The organism is Pseudoalteromonas sp. ESRF-bin5 (assembly GCF_002632075.1).
Classification (GTDB): Bacteria; Pseudomonadota; Gammaproteobacteria; order Enterobacterales; family Alteromonadaceae; genus Pseudoalteromonas; species Pseudoalteromonas marina.
In genome coordinates this window covers 1-24,367 of the sequence record NZ_NTLW01000217.1, presented here as the reverse complement: position 1 = coordinate 24,367, position 24,367 = coordinate 1, and the positions used below count along the sequence as shown (strand labels likewise).

The following is a 24,367-nucleotide window of genomic DNA, read 5'->3' as shown; positions in this document are numbered from 1 at the left end:
TGCACGATGCTACGCAATTAAATCGCCAAGGTAACGATATTGGCACACAATACCGAAGTGTTGTTTATTACCATAATGACGAACAACTTGCGCTTACTAACACTATGATTGAACAGCTACAAACCCATGTTAGTGAGCCTATTGTTACCGAAGTCAGCCCGGTGACAACTTACTACCCTGCTGAGCACTATCATCAAGATTACTACAACGAAAACCCACAACAGGGTTATTGCAGTATGTTAATCGCACCAAAATTACATAAGTTTGAAACCGTATTTAAAGAGTTTTTAGCTGAGTAAAAACACAAAAAAGCCCGGTAAAACCGGGCTTTTTATTTAGATTATTTAAAACTGGTAATCTATGCCAGCAAAAAAGCGGCGCTCTGGCGTGTTGTAGTAATACACCTGCCCTGTTGTAAAATCAGCGTTAGAATCAACTGCGTTGTATTCCTTATCGAATACGTTTTCTATACGAAGCGACACCGTAATTTCATCATTTACTTGGTAATTGCCTGCTAAATTCCAAAGCGTATACGAACCCAATTGCGAAACCGCCCCTGCTCGCTCACCGCGATATTGCATTGCTATGCTTGTATCAAATGCACCAAACTGTTTTGCAAGCTCCCAATTAAAGGTTCGTTTGGCAACGTTTCTAAGCGCTTCGCCTGTTTCTTTATCTTCGGCACTTAGGTAAGCAAAATTCACATTACTATCAAAACCCAAAATTTGATTGGCTAAACTAAATTCAACACCTTCATATTGGGCCTCATTAATATTGGTGAGTGTAAAATTAGCGTCATAATCAATTTTATCCTCAATTTCATTTCTAAAAATAGCGACATCGACACGCACAGTATCAAAGTCGACGTTTAAGCCAAGCTCACGATTCACTGACGTTTCAGGTTGAAGATTGGCATTGCCGTAAAGAGGAAAGTACAAATCATTAAATGTTGGCGCTTTAAAGCCCGTGCTTTGGCTTATTCTGAAAGTTGCGTCTTCAGATAAGTGATAGCCAGCTGCCGCTGTGTACGTTGTTTCATTACCAAATTGCTCATCGTCATCTTGACGAACAGTTAAATTGGCAAGCAACTCATCCGCATCGTAATATGCGCCAACAAATACAGCTAATACATCGCGCTCTTGCACTTCAAACGTGGTTGAGCTTTGTGATACGTCATCATTGTACCAATTAATACCACCACTAATGTTTAACGTGTCGTTTAAGCGGTATTGGCCGTTGTAGTCAATTTGTGAGCGCTTAGTAACAAACGTACTTGTTGTTGGCCCTTGAGAAAAATCAACATAACGGTTGTCTGAGTCATCCGTTACAAATGCTATATCAAGGCTGTGTGTTTGATTGTTATAGTCTTTATTCCAACCAGCCGAAAGCTGGTAATTTTTAAAATCACCTCGCTCAATCGTACTATCGGCAGGACTAAAACGGCTGTCGTAATCAGCAAAGCCTTCACTGTATTGCCCTAGTAACTTAAAGTCGCCGTAGTGCGCATCGGTATAGTTTACTTTAAAGCCAAGGTTTTTGTTTTCAAAACCGTCTTCATCGGGTGCTGCCCCTTGAAGTACATCAAAGTTGTCCGTCTTTTCAAATCCTGCATTAAAGGCCGTTGTTACATCGCCTGCTTTTACAGAACCAGCAATCTGGTAGTCTTGGTACGCGTCAGATCCAAACGTAGCACTGACCGAAAGGTTATCTGACTCGCGCGTTATAATATTAATAACACCCGCTAGCGCATCAGAGCCATACACTGCAGCACGTGAACCTTTTATTATTTCAATGCGCTCAATACTATTTAATGGCACATTGCTTAATGCTTTTTGACCAAGCGTTGCCGAACCGGTGCGCACACCGTCTATTAAAATTAGCGTATCACCCGATCCCGTACCGCGCAGTGAAACACCGGCATTTTGACCAAAGCCGCCATTAGGGTTTACCTGAAAGCCAACTTGAGACGTTAATAGCGTTGGTAAGTCGCGAACATTACTGGTTTCAATGTCATTACGAGTTATAACATTTACACTCGCTAATACATTAGTAATTGATTGTTCAAACTTATTAGCGGTTACCGTAATGGTTTCGATTGATTGCTCTGCAGCAGATACAGATAGTGACAGCGCAGCAGTAATTGCAACGCCAAGAGTTGTTTTTTTTAACATGAAGTTCCCCTTCTTTGCCCACCGCAAAGAACTAAGTAAGATTACATCAAGGCCGGTCTCCGGACTCAGTAAATACATAGCTTTATGTACTACTTTACCGTTGCGGGGGCAGTGTTGGGATTGTAGTCATCATGAAAACGCACCAACTTCCCGATTATCTTATTAAAAAAATCAAACCATTGAAAAGATTAATAAGCACCTTGAAAATAGGCCGCTATTGTGAGGAGTTTAATAAAAAATGTCAACGGACGTCTATACAGCTAAAAAGAAAATCAATTAAAAACAAAAACTATGCCGCGTTCATAAAAAAAGCCAAATAACCTGCGCGGCTATTTGGCTTTTTATTTATAAAGCGCCCAAAAGGCTTTTATAATTAATCGCGGAAGTTTTTAAACTGAAAAGGCTGACCTAAATCGGCAGTACGCACCACTTGCATAGCAGCTTGTAAGTCATCACGCTTTTTACCCGTTACGCGTACTTCCTCGCCTTGAATAGCCGCTTGCACTTTTACTTTAGAATCTTTAATGGCTTTTACTACTTTTTTAGCCACATCTTTTTCAATACCTTGCTTTAGCGCAACATTACGAAAAACATTTTTACCTGCACGGCTAATATCTTGTAACTCTAAGCTCGCTACATCCATACCACGCTTAGAAACTTTACCCGCTAAAATATCAAACAATTGCATAACCTGTGAATCAGCTTCAGCTTTTAGCTTAATTGTTTTGTCGTTTAGCTCAATAGATGCATCAACACCTCTAAAGTCAAAGCGAGTCTCAAGTTCACGGTTTGCATTATCTACCGCATTTTGTGCTTCGTTCATTTCTACTTCAGATACAATATCAAATGAAGGCATTGGTTTTCTCCTAACTATTCAATCTTAATTTTATGGCGCAATTATAACGCTAAAATTATAAATCTTTACATTTTTCTGCATCTTGTTCAGGTGCGATACTAATTTAGTTTGATATACTTAAGCTTCTTTTTTAAGCGACTCTAGGATTTTACGTGACAAGGCGTGTTTACCAAGCTGTTTTTTTGCTCAGCATCGTAGCGTTTACTTTTTTATTTGCCAAAGAAATAAAAGGCGCAGCTAACCTATTTCCACACATTGATAAAGTAGCTCATTTTGGGATTTTTTTTGTGCTTGCTATTATTATGGATAAAGCGTTTAAGCTTCCTTTGTACGCACAAATTTTGTTATTGGCCGGTTACGGCGCATCAATTGAAATAATGCAAGACGCACTCCCCTACAGGCAGGCCTCTATTGGCGATTTTATAGCTGATTTTGCTGGTGCTGCTAGTTACTTTTTACTAAGAGTTATTTTTACACCTCGAAAAAAGAATCCCTATGACTAATATTTTAATTGTAGGCGATGGCGCTATTGGCTTGTTACTAAGCCACTTTTTAAGTCACAAAAATAATGTTCATGTTTTAACACGCAAACCAACCTGCAATACGCGTTTTTATAGCCGTAAAAACGCTCCGTCACATAACATTAATGCACGCTTTATTAATTTAAGCGATCTGGCGCAACAACCTAGTTATGATGTTGTTATTTTTACAGTTAAAGCTTTTCAGGTCCAAGATGCGTTTTCACAAGTAAAACCTTATCTTGCTGCAAATTCAATATTAGTCGTTTCTCATAATGGAATGGGAAATATTGAAGAGCTTATTCCTCAGCTAAACACTCAGCAAGCACTATACTTTTTAACCACCAGCATGGCCGGATTTAAGTCTACCCAGTACATTGTGCAACATACCGGTGAAGGGCAAAGCGTGATTGGTGGCTGTAATAAACTTGCAGCTAAAAACTCACAATTTATATCACCACTACTTCAAGCAGTTCCCAATTTAAAAGTGGTCAATAACATTGAGCAACTTCGCTTTGAAAAGCTGTTGGTTAATGTGGCTATTAACCCGCTAACTGCACTTCACAATATAAAAAACGGCCAATTGCGTGCCCCTGTATTTAGCGCAACGATAATGAGTTTACTCTATGAGGGCTGCAGGGTTGCTAACGCAAAAGGGTTGAATATTGCTTTAGCTGATGCGTTAGATAACGCTTACACAGTAATGGCGCTTACCGCTGAAAATTATTCTTCAATGCAGCAAGATATTGCTAATAACAGGCCAACAGAAATAATGGCTATTTGTGGGTATATTAGCGATCAAGGCAAACGTTACAACATCAAAACCCCAATTAATAATGAGTTACTTGCTAAAATTCAGGCAAAAAAAAGCGTGGTTTAAACCACGCTTTATAAACTATTAACGTATTTACTTACCCTTTAAGGACGATACACTTTTACAGTTGTAAAGCCTTGCTCGTGTAAAATAAGCGCTTGCAACTGGCTCATTACACCTCTATCACAATATAGGTAGTAGTCTTTATCTTTTGGTAGGTCGCCAAACTTTGTAGCTAAGCGGAAAAACGGTAGGTGGATTACTTCAATACCTTCAATCTCAAGCGGCGCCGCGTCTTCTTCTTCTGGAGAGCGAATATCAACAACAACTGAACCTGGCGGTAAATCGGCAACCGATTCTGCCTCTTTAAGCTCTTGCTTAGCTTCTACGTCGATATCACGAACATCCATAACGCGCGCGTTATCAATAACGGTATCAAGTACATCAAAGTCGAACTTTTCTTCTTCGCCTTTAATCACGTCTATTTTTGCTTTTACCGTTGGCTTTTTAGATATAACACCACAGTATTCTGGCATAGTTTCGGCCATTTCAGCGGTACCGATTTGGCGCGCAATGTTTATAATCTCTTGCTTATCATGCTGAATTAGCGGGCGTAAAATAAGGGTTTCGGTTACGCGGTCAATTACACTTAAATTAGCCAACGTTTGGCTGGACACCTGCCCAATACTTTCACCCGTTACAAGCGCTTGAATATTTAGCTTTTCGGCCACTGCGCTACCGGCACGCATCATCATACGCTTGAGTACAACGCCCATTTGGCTGTTCTCAACGTTTTCTAAAATTTCGGCAACAACAGGTTCAAAGTCGACCGTAATAAATTTTACTTTATGAGTAGAGCTGTATTTTTTCCATAAAAAGTAACTCGCTTGTTTAACGCCAATTTCGTGGGCAGCGCCACCTAAATTAAAGAACAAAAAGTGCGTACGCGCGCCTTTTCGTATCATTTGGTAGCTAGCTACGCCTGAGTCAAACCCACCCGACATTAACGACAGCACATCTTCTTGAGTTGGCAAAGGGAAGCCCGCCATACCCAAATGTGTTTGCGTTACAATGTAGGCTTTGTCATCTTTTACTTCTAGACGAATAGTCACCTCTGGGCGGCTAAGTTTTACGCGGGCACCTTCAACGTGTTGGTTTAAACCACCACCAACGTAACGCTCTAAATCAGTTGAAGTAAAGTCGTGTTGGCCTATACGTTTTGCACGTACACAAAATGTTTTACCCGCAATTGTGTGGCCAATTAACTCAAAGGTTTTTTGATAAATTTCGTCCAACGTACTAAATTCGACTTCGGTCACTTCAATAAATTGCACTATACCTGGAATGCGTTGCAAACCATCAATAAAGTCTAACCGAGTTTGTGCGTCAGTTAATTTGGTGACAACTGAAATGTTATCCCAGTTGTTTCTTACTTGTACTTTTTCGTCAATACGACGCAATACAATTTTAATGTTATTTTCTAACACTTTAGTAAAGCGTTTACGTACCGAGCGGCTTTTGATAGCTATTTCGGGGTGTAGTTTGACGATAAATTTAAGCATAGTTCACTCTTAGACTGCGGGAATTCGCGCTCCCAGGCATTTGGCGCGCGATTATAGCAAAAATTTTAACGTCTAGGAAACAGCCAATAAATGAAGCGTTATGCTACTGCCGGTGCTTGCTGTGCAAGTGCCGTGTACTTTTCGCGAAGTTGGTTCATCTGTACACTGCTTTTTTCTGTGCTGTAGGCCCTAAATAAAGCCAATACTTTTAAAATACCATAATAAATGTCTTGCTCAGCAAGCGAACCACTGGGTCTTCGTGCTTTTATGTAAGGTGTCCAAAAGCTAACAGTGAGTTTAAGTGTGTGGGCTAATTCGGTCACGTCTTGTTCGTCAATGGCGATCATGCCTTTATCGCGCAATCCCAAAATAACGTTACGAACTTGCTCTAATAACTCAAGCTGAAAATCAATATACGCTTGTTTTAAGTCGGTATCTCTAGAGAGGATATCGCCAAGGTTGTCGTAAAAAAAGTGAAAACGCCACATAAGTTCAAATAGCGAGTCGAGATAAGCAGTTAAATGACTAAATGCATCGTCGTCTTTATCAATAGGTTTAAAATGTGTACTTAAGTGATCACGGTAAAGCGCAAAAATATGGCGAATAATGTCTTCTTTATTTTTAAAGTGATAATAAAGATTACCCGGACTCATCCCTAAACTCGATGCAATATGGTTCGTTGTGATTGCACGCTCACCATTTTCATTAAACAACGAAATACTGGTGTGTATTATTTTTTCCTTGGTATTCATATGCTAATACTCAAATAGTCTATTGGCTACATTACACTCAAATTTGGATAGGCAGTATAAACAAAATTAACAATTAAAACACGCCCTAAACAAGGCTTATAATTACCGCTAATGGCAGCACTAGCAACTGGGCTGATTTGTTCTGTAAACACTGTTAAACTGCTACAAAATTATAATTTGTGAACCTTATGAACGTTACTGCAATTTACCCCGGCACTTTTGATCCACTTACTAATGGGCATACAGACCTAATACAGCGTGCTGCCAAAATGTTTGACACTGTTTTGGTTGCTGTTGCTAATAACCCAAGTAAGCAGCCATGTTTTAACCTTGAAGAACGTGTGGCGCTAGCAAACACAATATTAAGCCACTTAGATAACGTAAAGGTCATTGGTTTTTCTGGATTACTGGCCGATTTAGCACGCGATCACAATGCACACGTACTTATTCGCGGTATAAGAGCGGTGTCTGACTTTGATTATGAATTTCAATTAGCAAACATGAATCGCCGCCTAAACCCAGATCTTGAAAGTGTATTTTTAACACCTGCTGAAAAAAATTCTTTTATTTCATCTACTTTAGTTAAAGAAGTGGCGCGTCATCATGGCGATGTAAGCGAATTTGTAGACCCTATTATTGTAAAAGCACTCAAAGAAAAAGTAGGCTGCAATACTAATTAAGCCTAGTGAGTGCTTTACCAAAGCAAAAAACATAGAGGTATTAAGCCTCTAATAATACATTAAGCACGTGTGGTTAGTTTTTTAGTTAACCACACCAGTTTTAACAAATCTTTATTAGTAACAAGTACGACAGCCATTGTTATATCAACAAGCGGCATCACTAACCCGTAAACTCCCCATAACCACCAATAACCGCAATATGGGTTTACTATAAAATCAACATGCATTGCCAGAAAAAGCGTGGCGTTAATAGACAACCCCCCTACCAAGTAGTAAAAGCTGACAGGGATCACTTTTCCTAGGCTGTAACGCCAAATAATAATAGTCGCAATCGTAACCGCATCAAAAATAAATAACTGTAAATGCCTAAGTGGTGTATACATATCTATGTATAAACACAAAGTGTACGAAACCATCATAATGAATGAGAGTTGAGTTCGGCTATTATCGGTTTTATTAATAGCCGCAGACAAGTTATATAAAAAGGTGAAAACAAATAGCCACGTTATAAAAATACCAAAAGGTTCAGCTATTGAAACCATCATCCAAAAGTAATCTTCCAAAAAACTACCCATTAAACAGAAACCTGTTTTTTACGATTGAGTACACTGTTTTTTAATTTAACCAACCCTAAAATATCTTTATTAGCAATAAGTACTACTGCCATTATGAAGTCAACAATAAGTGTTGAGATACCGTAAACCATCCACAACCACCAATACCCGCAATTTGGGTTTATAATACTATCAATATGCATGGCCATAAAAAGCGATGCATTAATACACAGCCCTACTATTAAATAATAAAAGCTAACAGGGATGAATTTACCTAAGCACAGCCGCCAAATAAAAATAACGGCAATGGTTGCGACATCAAAGGCAAATAATTGAAGATAAGGCGCTGGAGTATAAGCGTCTATGTATAAACTCAACGTATAAGAGACCATCATAATTAATGACAGTTGAGTTCGGCTATTATCAGGTTTATTAATCGCTGCAGAAAGGTTATATAAAAAAGTAAAAACAAATAACCACGTAATAATTATACCTATGAGCTCGCTTATTGCAGCGAGACTCCACATAAAGTCTACCAAACTACACTTTCCTTATTTCACCGGCTTTGTTTTATGATTTAGTACAGTATTTTTTAACTTAACCAACCCTAAAATATCTTTATTTGTAATAAGTACTAGAGCCATTATGAAATCAACAAATGGCACTACCAATCCGTATACCCCCCATAACCACCAATATCCACCATAGAGCTGTATTATTGTATCAATATGCATAGACATAAAAAGCGATGCGTTAATACACAACCCTAAAATTAAATAATAGAAGCTAATAGGAATAACTTTACCCATGCACTTCCGCCAAATAAAAATAACGATAATGGTAGCGACATCAAAGGCAAATAATTGTAAAAACACCGATGGCGTATACGCATATATGTACAAACTCAACGAATAAGAAACCATCATAATGAATGACAGTTGAGTTCGGCTATTATCAGGTTTATTAATAGCCGCGGATAAATTATATAAAAAAGTAAAAACAAATAGCCACGTAATAAAAATACCAAGAGGCGCACCAATCTCAGCAATGCTTAGGAATATACTTTCCAAATTACTCCCCATTAAATAGCTGCCGATGTTTTACGATTCAACATAATGTTTTTTAATTTAACCAATCCTAAAATATCTTTATTTGTAATAAGTACTAGAGCCATTATGAAATCAACAATAGGTGCTGAGAAGCTATAAAGCATCCACAACCACCAAAATTCATGTGTTGGATTTACTATAGTATCGATATGCATGGCCATAAAAAGCGATGCGTTAATACAGAGCCCTACTATTAAATAATAAAAACCAATAGGGATCACTTTACCTAAGCACAGCCGCCAAATAAAAATAACGGCAATAGTGACCACATCAAAGGCAAATAATTTTAGGAACAGTAATAGAGTAGACATGTCAATGAACAAACTCAACGTATAAGAAACCATCATAATGAATGACAGTTGAGTACGGCTATTGTCACTTTTATTAATGGCCGTAGACAGATTATATAAAAATGCAAAAACAAATAAACATGTGATAGGTATACCTAAGAGATTGCTAATTGCAGCGAGACTCCAAAAAAAGTCCTCCAAAAAACTACCCATTACCCAGCCACCGGTGTTTTACGATTCAACATAACATTTTTTAATTTAACCAACCCTAAAATATCTTTATTAGCAATAAGTACTACTGCCATTATGAAATCAACGATAAGTGTTGAAAAGCCATAAAGCATCCACAACCACCAAAATTCATAATTTGAGCTTACTGTTCGATCAATATGCATGGCCATAAAAAGCGCTGCATTAATACACAGCCCTGCTATTAAATAATAAAAGCCTACAGGGATGACTTTACCTAAGCACAGCCGCCAAATAAAAATAACGGCAATAGTGACTACATCAAAGGCAAATAATTGTAGGTACCGTAATGGTGTGTATATGTTTATGTACAAACTCAACGTATAAGAAACCATCATAATGAATGACAGCTGAGTGCGGCTATTGTCAGGTTTATTGATGGCCGCAGACAGGTTATATAAAAATGTAAAAACAAATAACCATGTAATAAGTATGCCCAAGAGCTCGCTAATTTCAGCGAGGCTCCAAAAAAAGTCCTCCAAAAAACTACCCATTACCTAGCCACCGGTGTTTTACGATTCAACACAACATTTTTCAATTTAACCAAACCTAAAATATCTTTGTTAATAATGAGTACTAAGGCCATTAACCCCCCCCCCACTGCACCAATGCCCCAATATAAAAACTTACATCAGGACTTAACATCAGATCATCTAACATAACAATCGCTAATGTAATAAGAGCAGGTCATTCTGACAGGTAAATACATATTTAATTTGATGGGTTTGTATATGCTTGAAGCTAAGGGGGATAAAAAGGACATACAAAAAACCTATTTTACAAATACGCTAATATAGAAAGATAGTTGGAACTAGTTTTAAAGCGTTTCATGATTTAGTTGTTTACCAAGTTTTAGGAGTATGCTTTTATTTTACAGTCTAAAGCTAAGTGACATGTGGCTTAATACTTTATAATGGCTGGTAGTCGTACCATAGTCACTTGGATTAAAGCTACCGTACTTTAATTTATGATTTTTTATTTTTTCATCGTAAAAATAAAAATGAATTTTAAACTAGGGTACTTTTAAATTAGCCTTTGGATTTAGTAATTTGCATATTGTATTTTTAAGTTTATGCAGACCTAAAATATCTCTATCAACTATTAATGCAACAATCATAGTTAAATCAACTAAGTTAACAGTGTAAACATAAGCATCCCAAAGTAACCATGGATCGCGATTTTCAAGAATATGGAGGTCTACATGCATAAAAATAAAGAATGCAGAATTAACGTTCAAACCAACTAATAAGTACAAAAAAGATGAGGTAGTTTTTTTTATTACAAAAAAGCAGATAGATAAAGCAAATATGGTTGAAAAGTCATACAAAGCCCAATCTAAGTAGGTAATATTTTTTATAGAAAGCCATGTAGTAAAGTAATCCGATAAGGTATAAGAGACCATCATAATAAACGAGCTCAGTAGCAAAGTTGTGTTTCTTTTTAAATCCAGCGAATAAACAAATAAATTGAAAAAAAACGCCATCAAAAAGCCCCACATGGCAAAGGCAGATAGTGAGAAGAAACCAAAAAACTCAGTTAAAAACATTTACAACCTTATATTAAATTACTTTGGCTTTATGTGACCAGGAAGAAGAACCCCGTAACGTTGGATGTCTTCGCTCGATGCGCTCATTGCTTCTTGCGAAAAACTTACTGTATCAGATTGTAGGGTTTTAGTGCTAGCAGTTTGTTCAGCCGCAGGCTGTAATTGTTGTGTTTTGTTGTATGCTTGCATTTGCACTTGGCTATTAGCTGAAATTTGCATGTAATTGATCCTTATAAAAGTTTAAATTTAATTGGCGTAAAACTAAATCACACCATTGTGTAGGTATATGCACAACTCATGGTGGTAGTTGCTATTTTATAACTACGTAACTATTAGCAAACTATATACCAACTTTTATTTAAATTTTATTTTTTTAGGTAAATCACGAAAGTTTAAACACCCAAAACACATCCGACCAGACAAACTCAGACATAAAAAAACGCACAGGGGTAACCGTACGTTTTTTGTATCCAGGGAGTTTAAGCCACGAATTTACACGGGATCGCCGCTTTGTTACTTGGCTTTAAAATGTATTCCATTGCTACTTCGTCGCAGTTTTCTCTACGAAGGCACAATTCACAATCTTTCATTACTTTTTCTGGCAGGCTGTCTTTACTGCAAAAAACAAAATCTTGTTTTTCAAAAAAGTCTGGCACGCGAGTAAGTACAATTACACGATTAAGTGCCAATTTTTTGGCTTTTATTAGTAAATGGTCAACTAATTGCCGCCCTTGCCCAGTTACCGCACTTTGCGGGTCAATACCCAAAGAGCGTATTTCTGCAAGGCCAGTATCGTATATATACAGCGATGCACAGCCCGACACTTTGCCGTCTATTTCGGTTACAGCAAATTCATTAATCGAATGCACCATGTCGCTTTTAGCACGCGGCAAGTTTTCGCCGACCGTTGCCCAGTGTTGAATAAGTTTTGCAATTGATTCAACGTCGTCTAGGTTGGCATCACGAACCGTTATCTGCTGTTTTTTTTTGGCTGCTTTAATTGCGCTAGTGACTTGCTCAATAGAGGTGCCGCCAACTGCTTGACGCGCTTTAATACAGGCGTCTATTTCAAGTACCGGATAAACATCGTCTTCAAACACATCATTTACTGATTTATATTGTTCAAGTGAGAGCTCCTCAAGGGTTTTATCTTCACTTATTGCAAGCTGCACCAACACACCTACAATATGATGCCCCTCTCTAAAAGGTACCCCTTTAGCCACTAAGTAATCAGCCAGCTCGGTTGCATTTGCATGGCCACCTTTTGCCGCAGCCAATGTACGCTCACCTTTTACTTTTACGCCTTTAATACACGCTTGTGCCATATGAATACACGCAAGCCATGTTGGCATCGCATCAAAAATGCCTTCTTTGTCTTCTTGCATATCTTTATTGTAAGCAAGTGGTAATGCTTTAAGGGTCATCATCATGGCGCTAAAGGCACCAAATACACGACCTGTTTTACCACGGATAAGCTCAAGTGCATCTGGGTTCTTTTTTTGCGGCATTAAAGACGAGCCAGATGTAACATTGTCGGCAAGCTCAATAAAACCCGCTTCACCTGAGTTATAAAAAATTAAATCTTCAGACATACGCGATAAGTGAATCATTGAAATAGACGCACAACTTAATAGCTCAACAACAAAGTCACGGTCAGATACACCATCAAGGCTGTTTTTAGTTGCACCTGTAAAGCCTAAGCCTTGTGCAAGTGTTTGGCGGTCAATTGGGTAAGCAGTGCCTGCCAATGCGCCGCTGCCTAGCGGGCAATAGTTCATACGGGCTTTAGCGTCTTGCAAACGGCTTTCGTCGCGTTCTAGCATTTCAACATAAGCCATGCACCAGTGGCTAAATAGTACGGGTTGTGCACGTTGCAAATGGGTATAACCAGGTAAAATAGTACCTAGTTCGCGTTCGGCCAACGCAACAAATTCAGCTTTTAATTGCGCAATGGCTTTTAAAATATGATCGGCAGTATCACGGCACCATAATCTAAAGTCGGTGGCTACTTGGTCATTTCGACTGCGACCTGTGTGTAACTTTTTAGCTAGGTCACCCACTTTCTCAATTAGAGCCGCTTCAACATGCGAATGAATATCTTCAGCACCGGATGTAGCTACAGCCATTGGGTCTGCTTTTACCTCTTCGAGTAGCTCGTATAATGCCGATACTAATTCTTTGTGCTCATCGTTTGATAACACGTTAACTTGTTCAAGTGCGCCAGCCCATGCAACAGAGCCAATAATATCTTGCTCTGCTAGTTGGTAGTCAAATGGAAGAGAGTCGTTAAATTGCTTAAACGCCTCGTCTGGACCCGTAGAAAAACGTCCGCCCCATAATGCCATGAAATATCTCCAAACCCTGAAATGCCCCTTTTACAAGGGGCGTAAAATTTACTTTTTAGACAACGCCGAAATTCTGCTTGAAAGCGAGAATAAACGAATAAAGCCTTCAGCATGTGATTGGTCATACACATCATCTTCGCCAAAGGTCGCAAAGTCTTCGCTGTATAGGCTGTTAGGTGATTTTTTCTGAACCGCAGTCACTTGGCCTTTATAAAGCTTAAGTACCACTTCACCCGTTGCTAATGTAGATAACGCCTCGGCGCCCGCTAAAATAGAGTCTTTAAGCGGCGTAAACCAACGTCCGTCGTACACTAGATGCGAAAATTCGCCGCCTAATACTTCTTTCCACTTACGGCTTGATTTATCAAGTACTAGCTCGTCTATTGCTTGAAGGGCCGCCATGATCACCGTACCACCTGGGGTTTCGTAACAACCACGAGATTTCATGCCGACTAAACGGTTTTCTACTATATCAACACGGCCAACACCATGCGGTGATGCAATGTCGTTTAATTTAACTAAACAATCATAAGGTTTAAGCTCTTCGCCATTGACGGCAACCACTTCACCTTCAACTACTTTTAATGTTACTAGCTCGGCTTTATCGGGTGCTTGCTCAGGAGAGTTAGTCCAAGTCCAAACTTGGTCGCTAGGCTCACACCATGGATCTTCAAGCTCGCCGCCTTCGTGCGAAATGTGCCATGCGTTAGCATCACGGCTGTAAATTTTTGTTGCTGAAGCAGAACATGGAATATCACGCTCGGCTAAGTAATCGAGTAGTGATTCACGGCTTGATAAGTCCCACTCTCGCCATGGTGCAATAACTTTTAAATCGGGTGCAAGCGCTGCAAAGCACGATTCAAAACGTACTTGGTCGTTACCTTTACCCGTACAACCATGCGACAGCGCATCGGCACCTACTTTACGTGCAATTTCAACTTGCGCTTTAGCAATGATTGGACGCGCCATTGAGGTACCTAGTAAGTAAGTACCTTCATAAATAGAGCCCGTTTTAAGCGTTGGGTAAATGTAGTCACTTACCATTTCATCTTTTAAGTCAACTACGTAACACTCTGATGCACCTGATGCGATGGCTTTTTCTTCAACGCCTTCAAGCTCTTCTGCGCCTTGGCCTACATCGGCAACAAACGCGATTACTTCACAGCCGTAATTTTCTTTTAACCATGGCACGATAGCCGATGTATCTAGACCACCTGAATAGGCTAAAACGACTTTTTTAATTGAACTCATAGGTGTTCCTTAACAAAATTTGGATTTAGTAATGTAACTAGCAGAGCATTTTGCGCATGCATGCGATTTTCTGCTTGTTGAATAATTTTTGATGCTGGGCCATCCATTACCTCAGAGGTAATTTCAAACTCACGGTGTGCCGGTTGGCAATGTAATACCGTAGTCGCCCCTGTTTGATCTAGCAATGCTTGGTTTAACTGATAAGGCATATATTTTTCTTTAACTTGCTCAAGAGGCGTATCATCGCCCATAGACACCCATGTATCGGCGTAAACAACGTTTGCGCCAACCGCCGCTTCTACACGGTCACTCACCATTACTGATGCGCCATTCATAGCTGCTATTTGCTCGGCCTTTTTAAGAATTTGCGAATCAGGCGAGCTGCCTTTTGGCGTTACTGCCACAAAATCAGTACCCAGTGTTGCAGCAAGTAACATAAGTGAATGAGTTACATTATTGCCCTCGCCTAGGTAAGCTACTTTAAGCTCGCTCACATCGCCATGTACTTCTTGAAGCGTTAAAAAGTCTGCCAATGCTTGGCACGGGTGATACAAGTCACACAAGCTATTAACCACAGGAACAGAAGAGTACTCACCTAATGTGGTTAACGTGCTGTGCTGGTTTACACGCGCTACAATACCGTCAGCCCACGTTGAAATATTTAGTGCAAAATCTTTTACAGATTCACGTGCGCCCATTGCGCCATTTTGCTGATCTAAATAAACCGCATGACCACCTAAACGATTAATGCCAATATCAAACGATAAACGTGTACGTAAGCTTTGCTTTTCAAATAGTGTAACAACTGATTTGCCCGCTAGTACTTGACTGTATTTCTCGGGATTTGCTTTTAAATCACGCGCGAGGTTTAATAAATTAAGTGCGCCTTGTTGGTCTAACTCTAGACCGGTTAAAAAATTCTCTAACATGGTAACCCTATGGTGTAATCTTCGTTCCGACATGCTCGCCTTGCAGCAAAGCAGTTAAATTTTCTGACTTTTGCCAGCTGGAAATATACACACCGCGTCGTAAGTGTAGGGCAGCGTGAAGACTGGTCTTAACTTTGACCTCCATCCCGCCCACAATTACTCCCTCTGCAATTAAAGTCTCAATGTGTTTTGTATCTAATTGATGTAATGGCTGCTTATTAGCGTCAAGCACGGCCTCTACATCAGTCATAAAAATAAGTTCTGCATTTAAATTATTGGCGATAGCTGCCGCTGCCTCGTCTGCATTAACGTTGTACCAAAGCCCTTGCTCGTCAAAACCTATAGAGCTAACAATTGGTAAGCGCCCGACGTTTAGTAAATCGTTAATAATAGAGTCGTTGTTGCTTTCGCATTTTCCTACTAGGCACAATGCTTTGAGCTTTTGCGATGCGGTTACGCCTGCTTCGTAAAGGCTTAAACCCACAGGTTTGTGGCCAGCAGCAATAGCTTGAGCCATTAGCTGCTTGTTTGCACAGCCTGCAAGTGCACCAACTATATGGGGCATTTGCTCTGCCGGGCTAATACGTAAACCTTGATGCTTAGCGCTAACAAAACCGGCTTCTTTTAACCATGTATCGACTAATGCCCCGCCACCATGCACAATTACAAAGTTATGACTTGGCTGATTAGACAACACATCAAATAACGCATGAGCTGCTTTTTCAGTGTTAAGTACAGCGCCGCCAAGCTTAATAACCCACGTTTTTTTAGCCATTAAAACGCTCCTTTTAAGCCTGTGGTGTGGTCTAAATTCATTGATAAATTAATACACTGCAGAGCTTGCCCTGCAGCACCTTTTAGTAAATTATCAATGGCTGCCATAACAATGAGTTGAGAGCCTTGCTGCTGCCAACCAATATCAACATAAGGCTGCTTTGCAACTCCCTTAATTGACGGGATCTTACTACCTAACAAGCGGATTAAAGGCTCGTTTTCAAGCACGCTGTAGGCCTTAGCCACTTGCTCACTTGTAACATTAGGTTTTAGTTGCACGTAAATGGTTTCTAAAATACCGCGAGCAAAGTTCCCTAAATGAGGGGTAAATAAAACCTGATGACCAAGGTGTTGCTCTATTTCTGGTCCGTGGCGATGATTAAATAAACCATATGGCGCTAGCGACACTTCACAAAAATGAGTACCTATACTGGCTTTACGCCCTGCGCCTGTTACACCCGACACTGCATTAATAATAATTTTGTCGTCGCTTAACAAACCTGCTTGCTGTAGTGGCTTTAACGCATTCAGCGCCGCGGTAGGATAACAGCCAGCAACAGCCACTAAATTTGCATTTGCAATGTCGTTGCTATTCCATTCAGCTAAACCATAGGCCGATTCATTTAATAACTCAGGGTGCTTATGTTCAAAGCCGTAATAAGTAACGTAATCATCATTGCTTGCTAGGCGATAACCACCCGATAGGTCAAACACCTTTTTGCCCATCGCTAAAAATTGCGGGGCTAAATCTACACTTACTTTATGGTCGGTACACAGGCATACGTAATCTGCATTCGCATTAATGTCGTCGAACGCTGACTTTGTAAGAGGAAGTAAAGGAGTATCAAGTAAACCTAAGTGCTCTGGATATAAATCACTCAGTAATTTGTGTTTATCTAGGCTTCCTTCAGATACATAGCTACCTGACAGTTTTAAATTTGGGTGTTTAGCCACAAGGCTTGCTAGTTCTGCGCCGCTGTATCCACTTGCGCCAATAATCGCTACATTCATTATTTGCTCATTATCTTAAAATCTATTACTACTTATTTGTGTGTTCGCTTACACTAGCTTAGGTGCTAAGTAAGTCTTTTTTGTTAATGAATTTTGATTATCGTCGCATTATCATCATTGTGTTACTTAATATATTTATGCTTAAAAAGTGAATTGATATTCATCATAAATACTTTTATATTGTTATGCAATTAAATTGAATAGTTATTTTGGAATTTTTTATGTCTTTGCCTTCGTTTATTTCTATGTACCAGCAATTAATTGCAGCCCCGTCTATCAGTGCAATTGAAGACAGCGAATGCATGAGTAATAAAAACGTTATCGAGTTACTTGCCCACTGGTGTGAAACGCTCGGTTTTACCTGTGAAATAATAGAACTGGAAGGTAAAAAAGGGCGTTATAACTTATTAGCTAAACGTGGCGCCGGGGATGGTGGTTTAATGCTTGCTGGGCATACCGACACAGTGCCGTTTGATGACAGCCGCTGGAATCATGATCCGTTTAAATTAACAGAACTCGACAACAAACTGTATGGGCTAGGCAGTATTGATATGAAAGGATTTTTTGCTTTTGTGCTGCAAGCAATTAGTGAACTTGATGAAAAGCAACAAACCCAGCCAATTTTAATACTCGCCACTGCAGATGAAGAAACCACCATGGCAGGCGCACAGCAAATTTGTAAGCATCCTAATTTAAAACCTGCTCGCTGTATAATTGGCGAACCTACTGATATGACACCAGTATTTACACACAAAGGGCATATGAGTACTGCAATAAGAGTTGTCGGTCGTTCTGGCCATAGCTCAGATCCCGAACGTGGTCTAAACGCCATTGAAGTTATGCATAAAGTGATTTCAAAATTACTGATCTTAAAAGAGCAATTAAAGAATAAGTATTCACTAAATCACTTTGAAATACCTTATCCTACTTTAAATTTGGGTAATATTCATGGTGGTGACAACGCAAATAGAATATGTGGGTGTTGTGAAATGCATATTGATATGCGCCCATTGCCAGGGTTGAGCGTACAAGAGCTCCAAGCACTGCTGCTAGATGCAACAAAAGACATAAACGAGCAATACCCAAACTCAGTAAGTGTTATTGACCTACATGACCCAATACCCGCATTTACTGGCAGAACCGACAGCGCGCTAGTTCAACTTGCTGAAAAGGTAGCGGGCCAAAAAGCCATTGCTGTTAATTACTGCACAGAAGCACCTTTTATTCAGCAACTGGGTTGTGAAACCATAGTTATGGGACCAGGTTCTATTAATCAGGCGCATCAGCCTGACGAATTTTTAGCAATGGAAAAAATAAAGCCTTCACAGCACATCATTAGCAATATTATAAAAGCCTGTTGCTTTTAGCTAAGCAATAAAAAAGACGCTTAACAGCGTCTTTTTTATAAATACTAAATTTACTATTTCATGTATTTGCTTAAATACTTTTTAAATACTGGGTCTGTTTTAGCAAGCTCTTTTTGCTCAGCTAATATCTCTTTTAAAATCACACCCGAGGTAAGCGGGTTAGCCAGTACAACCCTAAACACAACCGTAGGTTGATTATCGTATTGAGCTGGAGTCAAACGAGTACGCGATACAAACGAGCGTCCAGATTCACGCTGGCGTTTTTGCATACTGGCTGTAAAACGATTTAGTGAAGCAAAAATATCAATCCGTGTTTTTTCATCAGCCTCAGCAATCGCTTGTTTTATTTGCTTAGGCACATAGCGATAAGTAAGCAAACATAGCTCAGGCTCTGAAATAAGTTCAAAATCTTCGTCTGCCTTGATTAAATCAGCAAAATACTTTGCCTTTTTTATACTTCGATCGATTAGCATTTCATAGCCTTTACGGCCAATAACACGTAAGCAAGCATGCACTAACATAGCCATACCAGGGCGGCTACCCTCTAGTGTGTGGCTACCTAAATCTTTAGAGCCCTTACGCAATATATACTCAGCATGATGCTCTATTGCATCGGTTGCAGCGGGATCTTTAAACAGCACTAAACCTGCGCCCATCGGGACATACATTTGTTTGTGGGCATCAATTGTTATTGAGTCTGCTCGCTCAATACCATTGAGCAGAGGACGATAAGTGTTAGATAATAACGTTGCCCCACCCCAAGCCGCATCAACATGAAAATGACAGTTAATCTCTTGCGCTAAATCAGCCATTTCGTTGAGGGGATCAATATTGCCGGTTTCGGTTGTGCCTGCAACACCAATAATTGCCATTACTTTAATGCCTTTAGACTCAAGCTCGCGGGCTTTGTCTCGCATGGCATTTACATCGACCTTGTTGTCATCAGTTGTTTTAATACCAACCAAGTTGTCGCGCCCTATCCCTAATAAATCAACCGATTTACCTAATGAATAATGACCACGTTCTGAAATTAATACCGCCAAGCCTTTGTACCCATAATGCAGCATACCTGCCACAATTCCTTGCGATGCAATACCGGTAAATTCACCATCGGCTTTTAACAAACGATTTCGAGCAATCCAAAGCGCAGTAATGTTTGCAACCGTACCGCCAGAGCAAAATGCACCTAATGAAGTTTTAGCGCTGTGCATCCATTTAGAGTAAAACGCATCGTTTTGGCCATAGGCTAAATGATGCATCATACCTAACACCTGACGCTCAAGGGGGGTAAATGCCTTAGATGTCTCAATTTTTACTAGATTTTGATTTAGTCCCACCATCAACTTTGAAAGTGGCAGTAAAAAATGCGGTAAAGCTGATGTCATATGACCAATAAAACTTGGTGCAGCCGTATGCACAGAATGAGCAACAAGTTGCTCCATTATGTCTTGAGCATAAGCAGATACAAACGTTGGGTTTTCTGGGATCACCGCAGCTTGAAAGTCTTTTTCAATTTCATGTAATGGTTTTTCGATTGCCGCTATATTTTCGTTTAAAAAACCTGCTAAATTACTCGATATTTCAAGCTCAATTTTGCTTAAAGTTGAGTCAGGCGCTTCAGGTACAGTAAATATACGCTTGAGGCTTTCTTTAGAGGCGACGGCACAACGCTTTTGATCCATCTTAATACCTAGTGTGTGTGTTGCTAAAACACCTGTTTAACTAGTAAAAACGCCCAAATATGGCGGTAAGTTAAGCAATAGTGTTTCTAAATAATTGCGCTAACTGTACTGCAATATAAGTAAAATGTCTCGTTAAAAGCCTTAAAAGCAACACCACGCATGACAAAAAAGTGTTAATTTAATTAAAATTTTATTTAATCTAATAAATACTAATTATTTATTGGGCAATTTTGTATTTTAAGTATAATCATTAAAACAACAAAAAAGGGACAAGCAATGCTTAAGGGAAGAGTAAAAGTGAGCTGGTTAGTGGCTGGTTTTGCTTTATTTTTAGTCAGCTTAGTGGTCTATATTTACTACACCTACCACACAACCCGCGCTGAAATTATGGAATCTGTTGATGCGCGCCTTCTTAATGCCGCAGCCAGTGTTAAGCATATACTCGGTGATGACTACCTAAATACCATGAACCAAAACGGTCAAATTAATTTTTTTGACTATGAAGTCAAAAGCAGGCAACTTTCTGAGTTTGCACAAGCGCTTGATGTGGCATATGTATATGCAATGATATTAAAAAACAACCGCGTATACTTTACTGCATCAAGCTATACGCAAGACGATATGAACAATGGCAAAATAACGCAATATTTAGATATATACCCAGAAGCAACTGATCTCAACATAAGCGCTTTTTACTCCACTGAGCCGGTATTTGAAGTGTCGGCCGATCAATGGGGACACTTTAAAACTATATTTATCCCTTTTGTTGACGATAAAACTGGTAAAACTTACCTTACTGGCGCTGATATAACGATTCTTGATCTTAACCAAAAGCTAAGCGAAAGCGTCTCCAAAGCAGCAGCTATGGCAAGCTTCTTCTTTTTTATAGCTGTACTCGTTGCCGCTATTTATGTTTACTTACTTAAGCGCTCATTAGCAACCGACTCCAGTACTGGGTTTGAAAACCACATTGCGTTGGAGTACTTACTTAAAAAAAGTAACAGTCATCATATGCAGTTAGCTGTTGTCTGGGTTAATGAAATTGAAGATATAAATAGCTTTTACGGCACCGAAATCGGCGATAAAGTAATGAAAAACTTGCTTATGCATTTTAAGAGCCGCTGCTCTGCCAACTGTCATTTATACCGCTTAGCCACCAATAAATTGGTGCTGCTATCACCTAAAGAAACACCTTATGAAGAGCTGAGCGATTTAATCGAAACCTATAATGCCAATACGCCTTTATTAACTGATCCATTTATATACATTACATTGTGTGCTGGTATTGCGACGGGTAATAAATCACTATTACTTGAAAATGCTCATATTGCTGCACTACAAGCAAAGCAAGGTAGACACACAGTTATTAATTATTCTAAAGCACTTCACGATGTTAAAACTCAATATCAATATAATGTAGAAATGGCCAAAGAAGTGCATGATGCATTTGATAACAACCGCATTGTGCCTTACTTTCAGCCAATAATAGATACCAAAACAAATCAGATAGTGCAGTACGAATGTTTGGCGCGAATGGTTACCGCAAGCGGAGAGATTTTAAAACCCGATGCGTTTTTAAATGTAGTTACTCGCTCCAGAATGGACGGGTTATTAACCCGCACTATATTTTCACAGTGCATTAGCCGCTTTAGAAAAACGAACATTTGTTGGAGCTTAAATATAACAGCGCAAGACATGTTAGACCCAAGCTTAAATGAGTTCATCACTAACGAGCTAAAACGCTATCCGCACCCAAGCAATATCACTTTAGAGTTAATAGAAACCCAAGCGATTGCAAATTATTCTGAAGTTAAAGCATTTATTTCTATGGTTAAAAGTAAAGGCGTTAAGGTAATAATTGATGACTTTGGTAGCGGTTATTCAAATATTTCAAATGTTCTAAAACTTGAAGTTGACGGTATTAAGTTAGATGGCGGATTGATAAAACAGATAATACACGATAACGACATTTACTTATTTATTGAGCATATAGCGGCATTTGCTAACCAATTAGATTTACTGCTTATAGCTGAATCTGTCGAAAATGCAGCCATTGTAAATGCGCTTCAAAAAGCAAATGTGACGCTCATGCAGGGTAACTATTTTGCCCAACCTGCGCCGCAATTTGCTACACCAGAAAATGCTGACTTAGTCTGTTAATTAACCAAACATTAGTGATAAAGCTATTTTGAGTCGATAGAAAAACGCTTAAAAATAACTTAGGTTAAATCAATAATAAGCCGGTGACTTTGCTGACCACTGGCCCAATACTTTCGCTCAAACGGGGTGATTGCATCGTCGCTGTGATAAGGCTGTACTTCGCAAATATGGCTGGTTAGTTCAAGCGCCCTTGCAAATTCTTTAACATATATGTCCCAGTTACTGCGTACTTCTAATAAGCCACCTAACTTAACAATATAAGGAAATATAGCTGCACCGTGCCATCTGCGTTGAATATGTTTAGATTTAGGCCATGGATTTGGATACAACAAATAGTGGTGGCTAGGCTGCCAATTTGCTGCAACTGCTAAGCGCCAAAAATCATTTAAATCAGCCTGTACCAAAATATACTGACCACTGTCGCTTTGCTTATATTGAACGTCGTGTTTATCAAGCCTATGCGACGACTTATCAATCCCGACCACAAGAGCATCAGGATGAAGCTTAGCTAAGTTAGCAGTACTTTCACCTACACCACAGCAAGAGTCTAAAATAAGAGGGCCATTAAATGCCTTAACCTTTTCATTAACCTCATCAAATGCCGCTTGCGTGTGTGCTGCAATGGGCTTTTTAAACTCGGCGCTTAAATGCTTATTTACTATTTCATCAAGCTTTTCGTGAATACCGGCCTGATTAGATACAATACTTCGAGAATTTGCATCACTCATTAGTGTCTTAGCCCCACACCTTTTTTGATTAATGTAAGCGCAACAGTAAATAGCACGGTAATAAACACTAAAATAACACCTAATGCGACGGTTAAATCAACATCCGATACACCTAAAAACCCGTACCTAAATGCGTTAACCATATAGATGATGGGGTTGATTTGCGATACATTTTGCCAAAACTCAGGTAGCAAAGTAATTGAATAAAATACGCCACCCAAGTACGTTAGCGGAGTAAGTATAAATGTAGGAATAATACTAATGTCATCAAAGCTATTAGCATAAATAGCGTTAATTAAACCACCTAGCGCAAACACCGCCGAGGTTAAAATTACCGTTGCCATAATTACAAATATATTGTGTATTTGAATATCAACAAACAACAGCGATACACAGGTAACAATAAAGCCCACCATCATACCACGCGTCATACCACCGCCCATATAACCAAGTACAATTATGTAATTAGGCACTGGCGCAACAAGCAGCTCTTCTATACTTTTTTGAAATTTAGTTGAGTAAAAACTAGAAGCCACATTAGAGTATGAGTTTGTAATAACCGACATCATTATTAAGCCCGGTACAATAAACTCCATATAACTAAACCCACCCATTTCACCGATGCGCGAGCCTATGAGGTTACCAAAAATAACAAAATACAAACTCATTGTTATGGCAGGTGGTACTAGAGTTTGCACCCAAATACGTAGAAAACGAATACACTCTTTAATCCATATACTTTTTAGCGCTACGCCATATTTAAACATTTATTCGCCCCGCCCTTGCTCTAGTAATCCTACAAATAGCTCTTCTAATCGATTGGCCTTATTACGCATACTTAATACAGTATTGCCTTGCTCTGTAAGCGCACTAAACACTGCATTTAAGCCCTGTGATTTAGCTACTTCAACCTCAATGGTGTGATCGTCCGTCATGGTAAATTTATAACCTTGCAACGTGACTGGCTTAGCTGGCATTTTTAAATCAAGTACAAACGTTTCTTTATCAAGCTTTGCAAG

General features: G+C 39.3%; 25 protein-coding genes, 1 pseudogene and 1 riboswitch. Of the genes and pseudogenes, 6 read left to right on the top strand and 20 right to left on the bottom strand.

The genetic code is table 11. The features are described 5' to 3' along the window. Positions 1-299: peptide-methionine (S)-S-oxide reductase (locus BCG07_RS13160; protein WP_286890514.1), on the top strand; the 299-nt coding region annotated here is incomplete at its 5' end. A gap of 45 nt (positions 300-344) precedes the next feature. On the opposite strand, the gene BCG07_RS13155 is transcribed toward BCG07_RS13160, so the two are convergent. Both BCG07_RS13155 and BCG07_RS13150 read right to left on the bottom strand, forming a co-directional pair. Further along, entirely contained in the window at positions 345-2,171 is a 1,827-nt protein-coding gene (locus tag BCG07_RS13155) for a TonB-dependent receptor domain-containing protein (RefSeq protein WP_243531428.1), read from the bottom strand. 33 nt (positions 2,172-2,204) lie between these two features. After that, a riboswitch (cobalamin riboswitch) is annotated at positions 2,205-2,368 on the bottom strand. Positions 2,369-2,544: 176 nt separating this feature from the next. Continuing rightward, positions 2,545-3,027: a YajQ family cyclic di-GMP-binding protein gene (locus tag BCG07_RS13150; RefSeq protein ID WP_006791536.1), complete on the bottom strand. Its 483-nt coding sequence runs from the start codon at positions 3,025-3,027 to the stop codon at positions 2,545-2,547. 152 nt (positions 3,028-3,179) lie between these two features. Between BCG07_RS13150 and BCG07_RS13145 the strand changes: the two genes are divergently transcribed. Continuing rightward, complete coding sequence (locus tag BCG07_RS13145; protein ID WP_006791537.1) at positions 3,180-3,530, top strand: VanZ family protein; 351 nt, start codon at positions 3,180-3,182, stop codon at positions 3,528-3,530. Further along, positions 3,523-4,425, top strand: coding sequence for a ketopantoate reductase family protein (locus tag BCG07_RS13140; protein WP_010556968.1), 903 nt, complete (start codon positions 3,523-3,525; stop codon positions 4,423-4,425). The genes BCG07_RS13145 and BCG07_RS13140 overlap by 8 nt, the downstream gene beginning before the upstream one ends. A 38-nt stretch (positions 4,426-4,463) precedes the next feature. On the opposite strand, the gene thiI is transcribed toward BCG07_RS13140, so the two are convergent. After that, a complete protein-coding gene (thiI, locus tag BCG07_RS13135; RefSeq protein WP_008129371.1) occupies positions 4,464-5,921 on the bottom strand; it encodes a tRNA uracil 4-sulfurtransferase ThiI in 1,458 nt (485 codons plus the stop codon). A gap of 98 nt (positions 5,922-6,019) precedes the next feature. Next, on the bottom strand, positions 6,020-6,673 hold the full coding sequence (locus BCG07_RS13130; RefSeq protein ID WP_006791540.1) for a TetR/AcrR family transcriptional regulator: 654 nt from the start codon (positions 6,671-6,673) through the stop codon (positions 6,020-6,022). Between the two features lie 188 nt (positions 6,674-6,861). Here BCG07_RS13130 and coaD point away from each other — a divergent pair, with 188 nt between their 5' ends. After that, positions 6,862-7,353, top strand: a complete 492-nt coding sequence (gene coaD, locus BCG07_RS13125; protein WP_006791542.1) for a pantetheine-phosphate adenylyltransferase — start codon at positions 6,862-6,864, stop codon at positions 7,351-7,353. Positions 7,354-7,412: 59 nt separating this feature from the next. Here the strand turns inward: coaD and BCG07_RS13120 are convergent, their stop codons facing one another. The 12 genes from BCG07_RS13120 to argC all read right to left on the bottom strand — a co-directional run bounded on the left by BCG07_RS13120 (position 7,413) and on the right by argC (position 17,411). After that, on the bottom strand, positions 7,413-7,928 hold the full coding sequence (locus BCG07_RS13120; RefSeq protein WP_243531432.1) for a hypothetical protein: 516 nt from the start codon (positions 7,926-7,928) through the stop codon (positions 7,413-7,415). Continuing rightward, positions 7,928-8,434, bottom strand: a complete 507-nt coding sequence (locus BCG07_RS13115) for a hypothetical protein (protein WP_033025404.1) — start codon at positions 8,432-8,434, stop codon at positions 7,928-7,930. Before BCG07_RS13115 ends, BCG07_RS13120 begins: the two co-directional genes overlap by 1 nt. 24 nt (positions 8,435-8,458) lie before the next feature. Further along, positions 8,459-8,989, bottom strand: a complete 531-nt coding sequence (locus BCG07_RS13110; protein ID WP_243531434.1) for a hypothetical protein — start codon at positions 8,987-8,989, stop codon at positions 8,459-8,461. After that, positions 8,989-9,519 carry a hypothetical protein gene (locus tag BCG07_RS13105; protein WP_286890507.1) on the bottom strand — a complete coding sequence of 177 codons (531 nt, stop codon included), beginning with the start codon at positions 9,517-9,519 and terminating at the stop codon, positions 8,989-8,991. The genes BCG07_RS13110 and BCG07_RS13105 overlap by 1 nt, the downstream gene beginning before the upstream one ends. After that, on the bottom strand, positions 9,519-10,049 hold the full coding sequence (locus tag BCG07_RS13100) for a hypothetical protein (protein ID WP_286890505.1): 531 nt from the start codon (positions 10,047-10,049) through the stop codon (positions 9,519-9,521). The genes BCG07_RS13105 and BCG07_RS13100 overlap by 1 nt, the downstream gene beginning before the upstream one ends. Before the next feature lie 518 nt (positions 10,050-10,567). Then, the gene (locus tag BCG07_RS13095; protein WP_286890503.1) at positions 10,568-11,101 is read right to left on the bottom strand and encodes a hypothetical protein; all 534 of its coding nucleotides are present in this window, start codon (positions 11,099-11,101) and stop codon (positions 10,568-10,570) included. Positions 11,102-11,119: 18 nt separating this feature from the next. Then, a complete protein-coding gene (locus BCG07_RS13090) occupies positions 11,120-11,320 on the bottom strand; it encodes a hypothetical protein (protein WP_286890501.1) in 201 nt (66 codons plus the stop codon). Between the two features lie 260 nt (positions 11,321-11,580). Beyond that, positions 11,581-13,446, bottom strand: a complete 1,866-nt coding sequence (gene argH / locus BCG07_RS13085) for an argininosuccinate lyase (RefSeq protein WP_286890500.1) — start codon at positions 13,444-13,446, stop codon at positions 11,581-11,583. Positions 13,447-13,494: 48 nt separating this feature from the next. Further along, the gene (locus tag BCG07_RS13080; RefSeq protein WP_286890498.1) at positions 13,495-14,697 is read right to left on the bottom strand and encodes an argininosuccinate synthase; all 1,203 of its coding nucleotides are present in this window, start codon (positions 14,695-14,697) and stop codon (positions 13,495-13,497) included. Then, positions 14,694-15,626, bottom strand: a complete 933-nt coding sequence (locus tag BCG07_RS13075) for an ornithine carbamoyltransferase (RefSeq protein ID WP_286890496.1) — start codon at positions 15,624-15,626, stop codon at positions 14,694-14,696. Before BCG07_RS13075 ends, BCG07_RS13080 begins: the two co-directional genes overlap by 4 nt. Positions 15,627-15,633: 7 nt before the next feature. Continuing rightward, positions 15,634-16,401, bottom strand: a complete 768-nt coding sequence (gene argB / locus BCG07_RS13070) for an acetylglutamate kinase (RefSeq protein WP_286890494.1) — start codon at positions 16,399-16,401, stop codon at positions 15,634-15,636. Continuing rightward, positions 16,401-17,411, bottom strand: a complete 1,011-nt coding sequence (gene argC, locus BCG07_RS13065; RefSeq protein WP_276756006.1) for an N-acetyl-gamma-glutamyl-phosphate reductase — start codon at positions 17,409-17,411, stop codon at positions 16,401-16,403. Before argC ends, argB begins: the two co-directional genes overlap by 1 nt. A gap of 221 nt (positions 17,412-17,632) precedes the next feature. On the opposite strand from argC, the gene argE reads away from it, so the two are divergent. Continuing rightward, the gene (argE, locus tag BCG07_RS13060) at positions 17,633-18,778 is read left to right on the top strand and encodes an acetylornithine deacetylase (RefSeq protein ID WP_286890490.1); all 1,146 of its coding nucleotides are present in this window, start codon (positions 17,633-17,635) and stop codon (positions 18,776-18,778) included. A 53-nt stretch (positions 18,779-18,831) separates the two neighbouring features. Here argE and panP read toward each other — a convergent pair whose 3' ends face one another. Then, positions 18,832-20,460: a pyridoxal-dependent aspartate 1-decarboxylase PanP gene (panP, locus tag BCG07_RS13055; RefSeq protein ID WP_286890488.1), complete on the bottom strand. Its 1,629-nt coding sequence runs from the start codon at positions 20,458-20,460 to the stop codon at positions 18,832-18,834. 276 nt (positions 20,461-20,736) lie between these two features. On the opposite strand from panP, the gene BCG07_RS13050 reads away from it, so the two are divergent. Beyond that, positions 20,737-22,620, top strand: a complete 1,884-nt coding sequence (locus BCG07_RS13050) for an EAL domain-containing protein (protein WP_286890487.1) — start codon at positions 20,737-20,739, stop codon at positions 22,618-22,620. Between the two features lie 59 nt (positions 22,621-22,679). Here the strand turns inward: BCG07_RS13050 and trmB are convergent, their stop codons facing one another. From trmB to BCG07_RS13035, 3 genes and pseudogenes are all read right to left on the bottom strand, one after another. Beyond that, a complete protein-coding gene (gene trmB / locus BCG07_RS13045) occupies positions 22,680-23,348 on the bottom strand; it encodes a tRNA (guanine(46)-N(7))-methyltransferase TrmB (protein ID WP_006791560.1) in 669 nt (222 codons plus the stop codon). Then, on the bottom strand, positions 23,348-24,115 hold the full coding sequence (locus BCG07_RS13040) for an ABC transporter permease (RefSeq protein ID WP_006791561.1): 768 nt from the start codon (positions 24,113-24,115) through the stop codon (positions 23,348-23,350). Before BCG07_RS13040 ends, trmB begins: the two co-directional genes overlap by 1 nt. Continuing rightward, a pseudogene (locus tag BCG07_RS13035) lies at positions 24,116-24,367 on the bottom strand (ABC transporter ATP-binding protein); the annotation flags it as partial.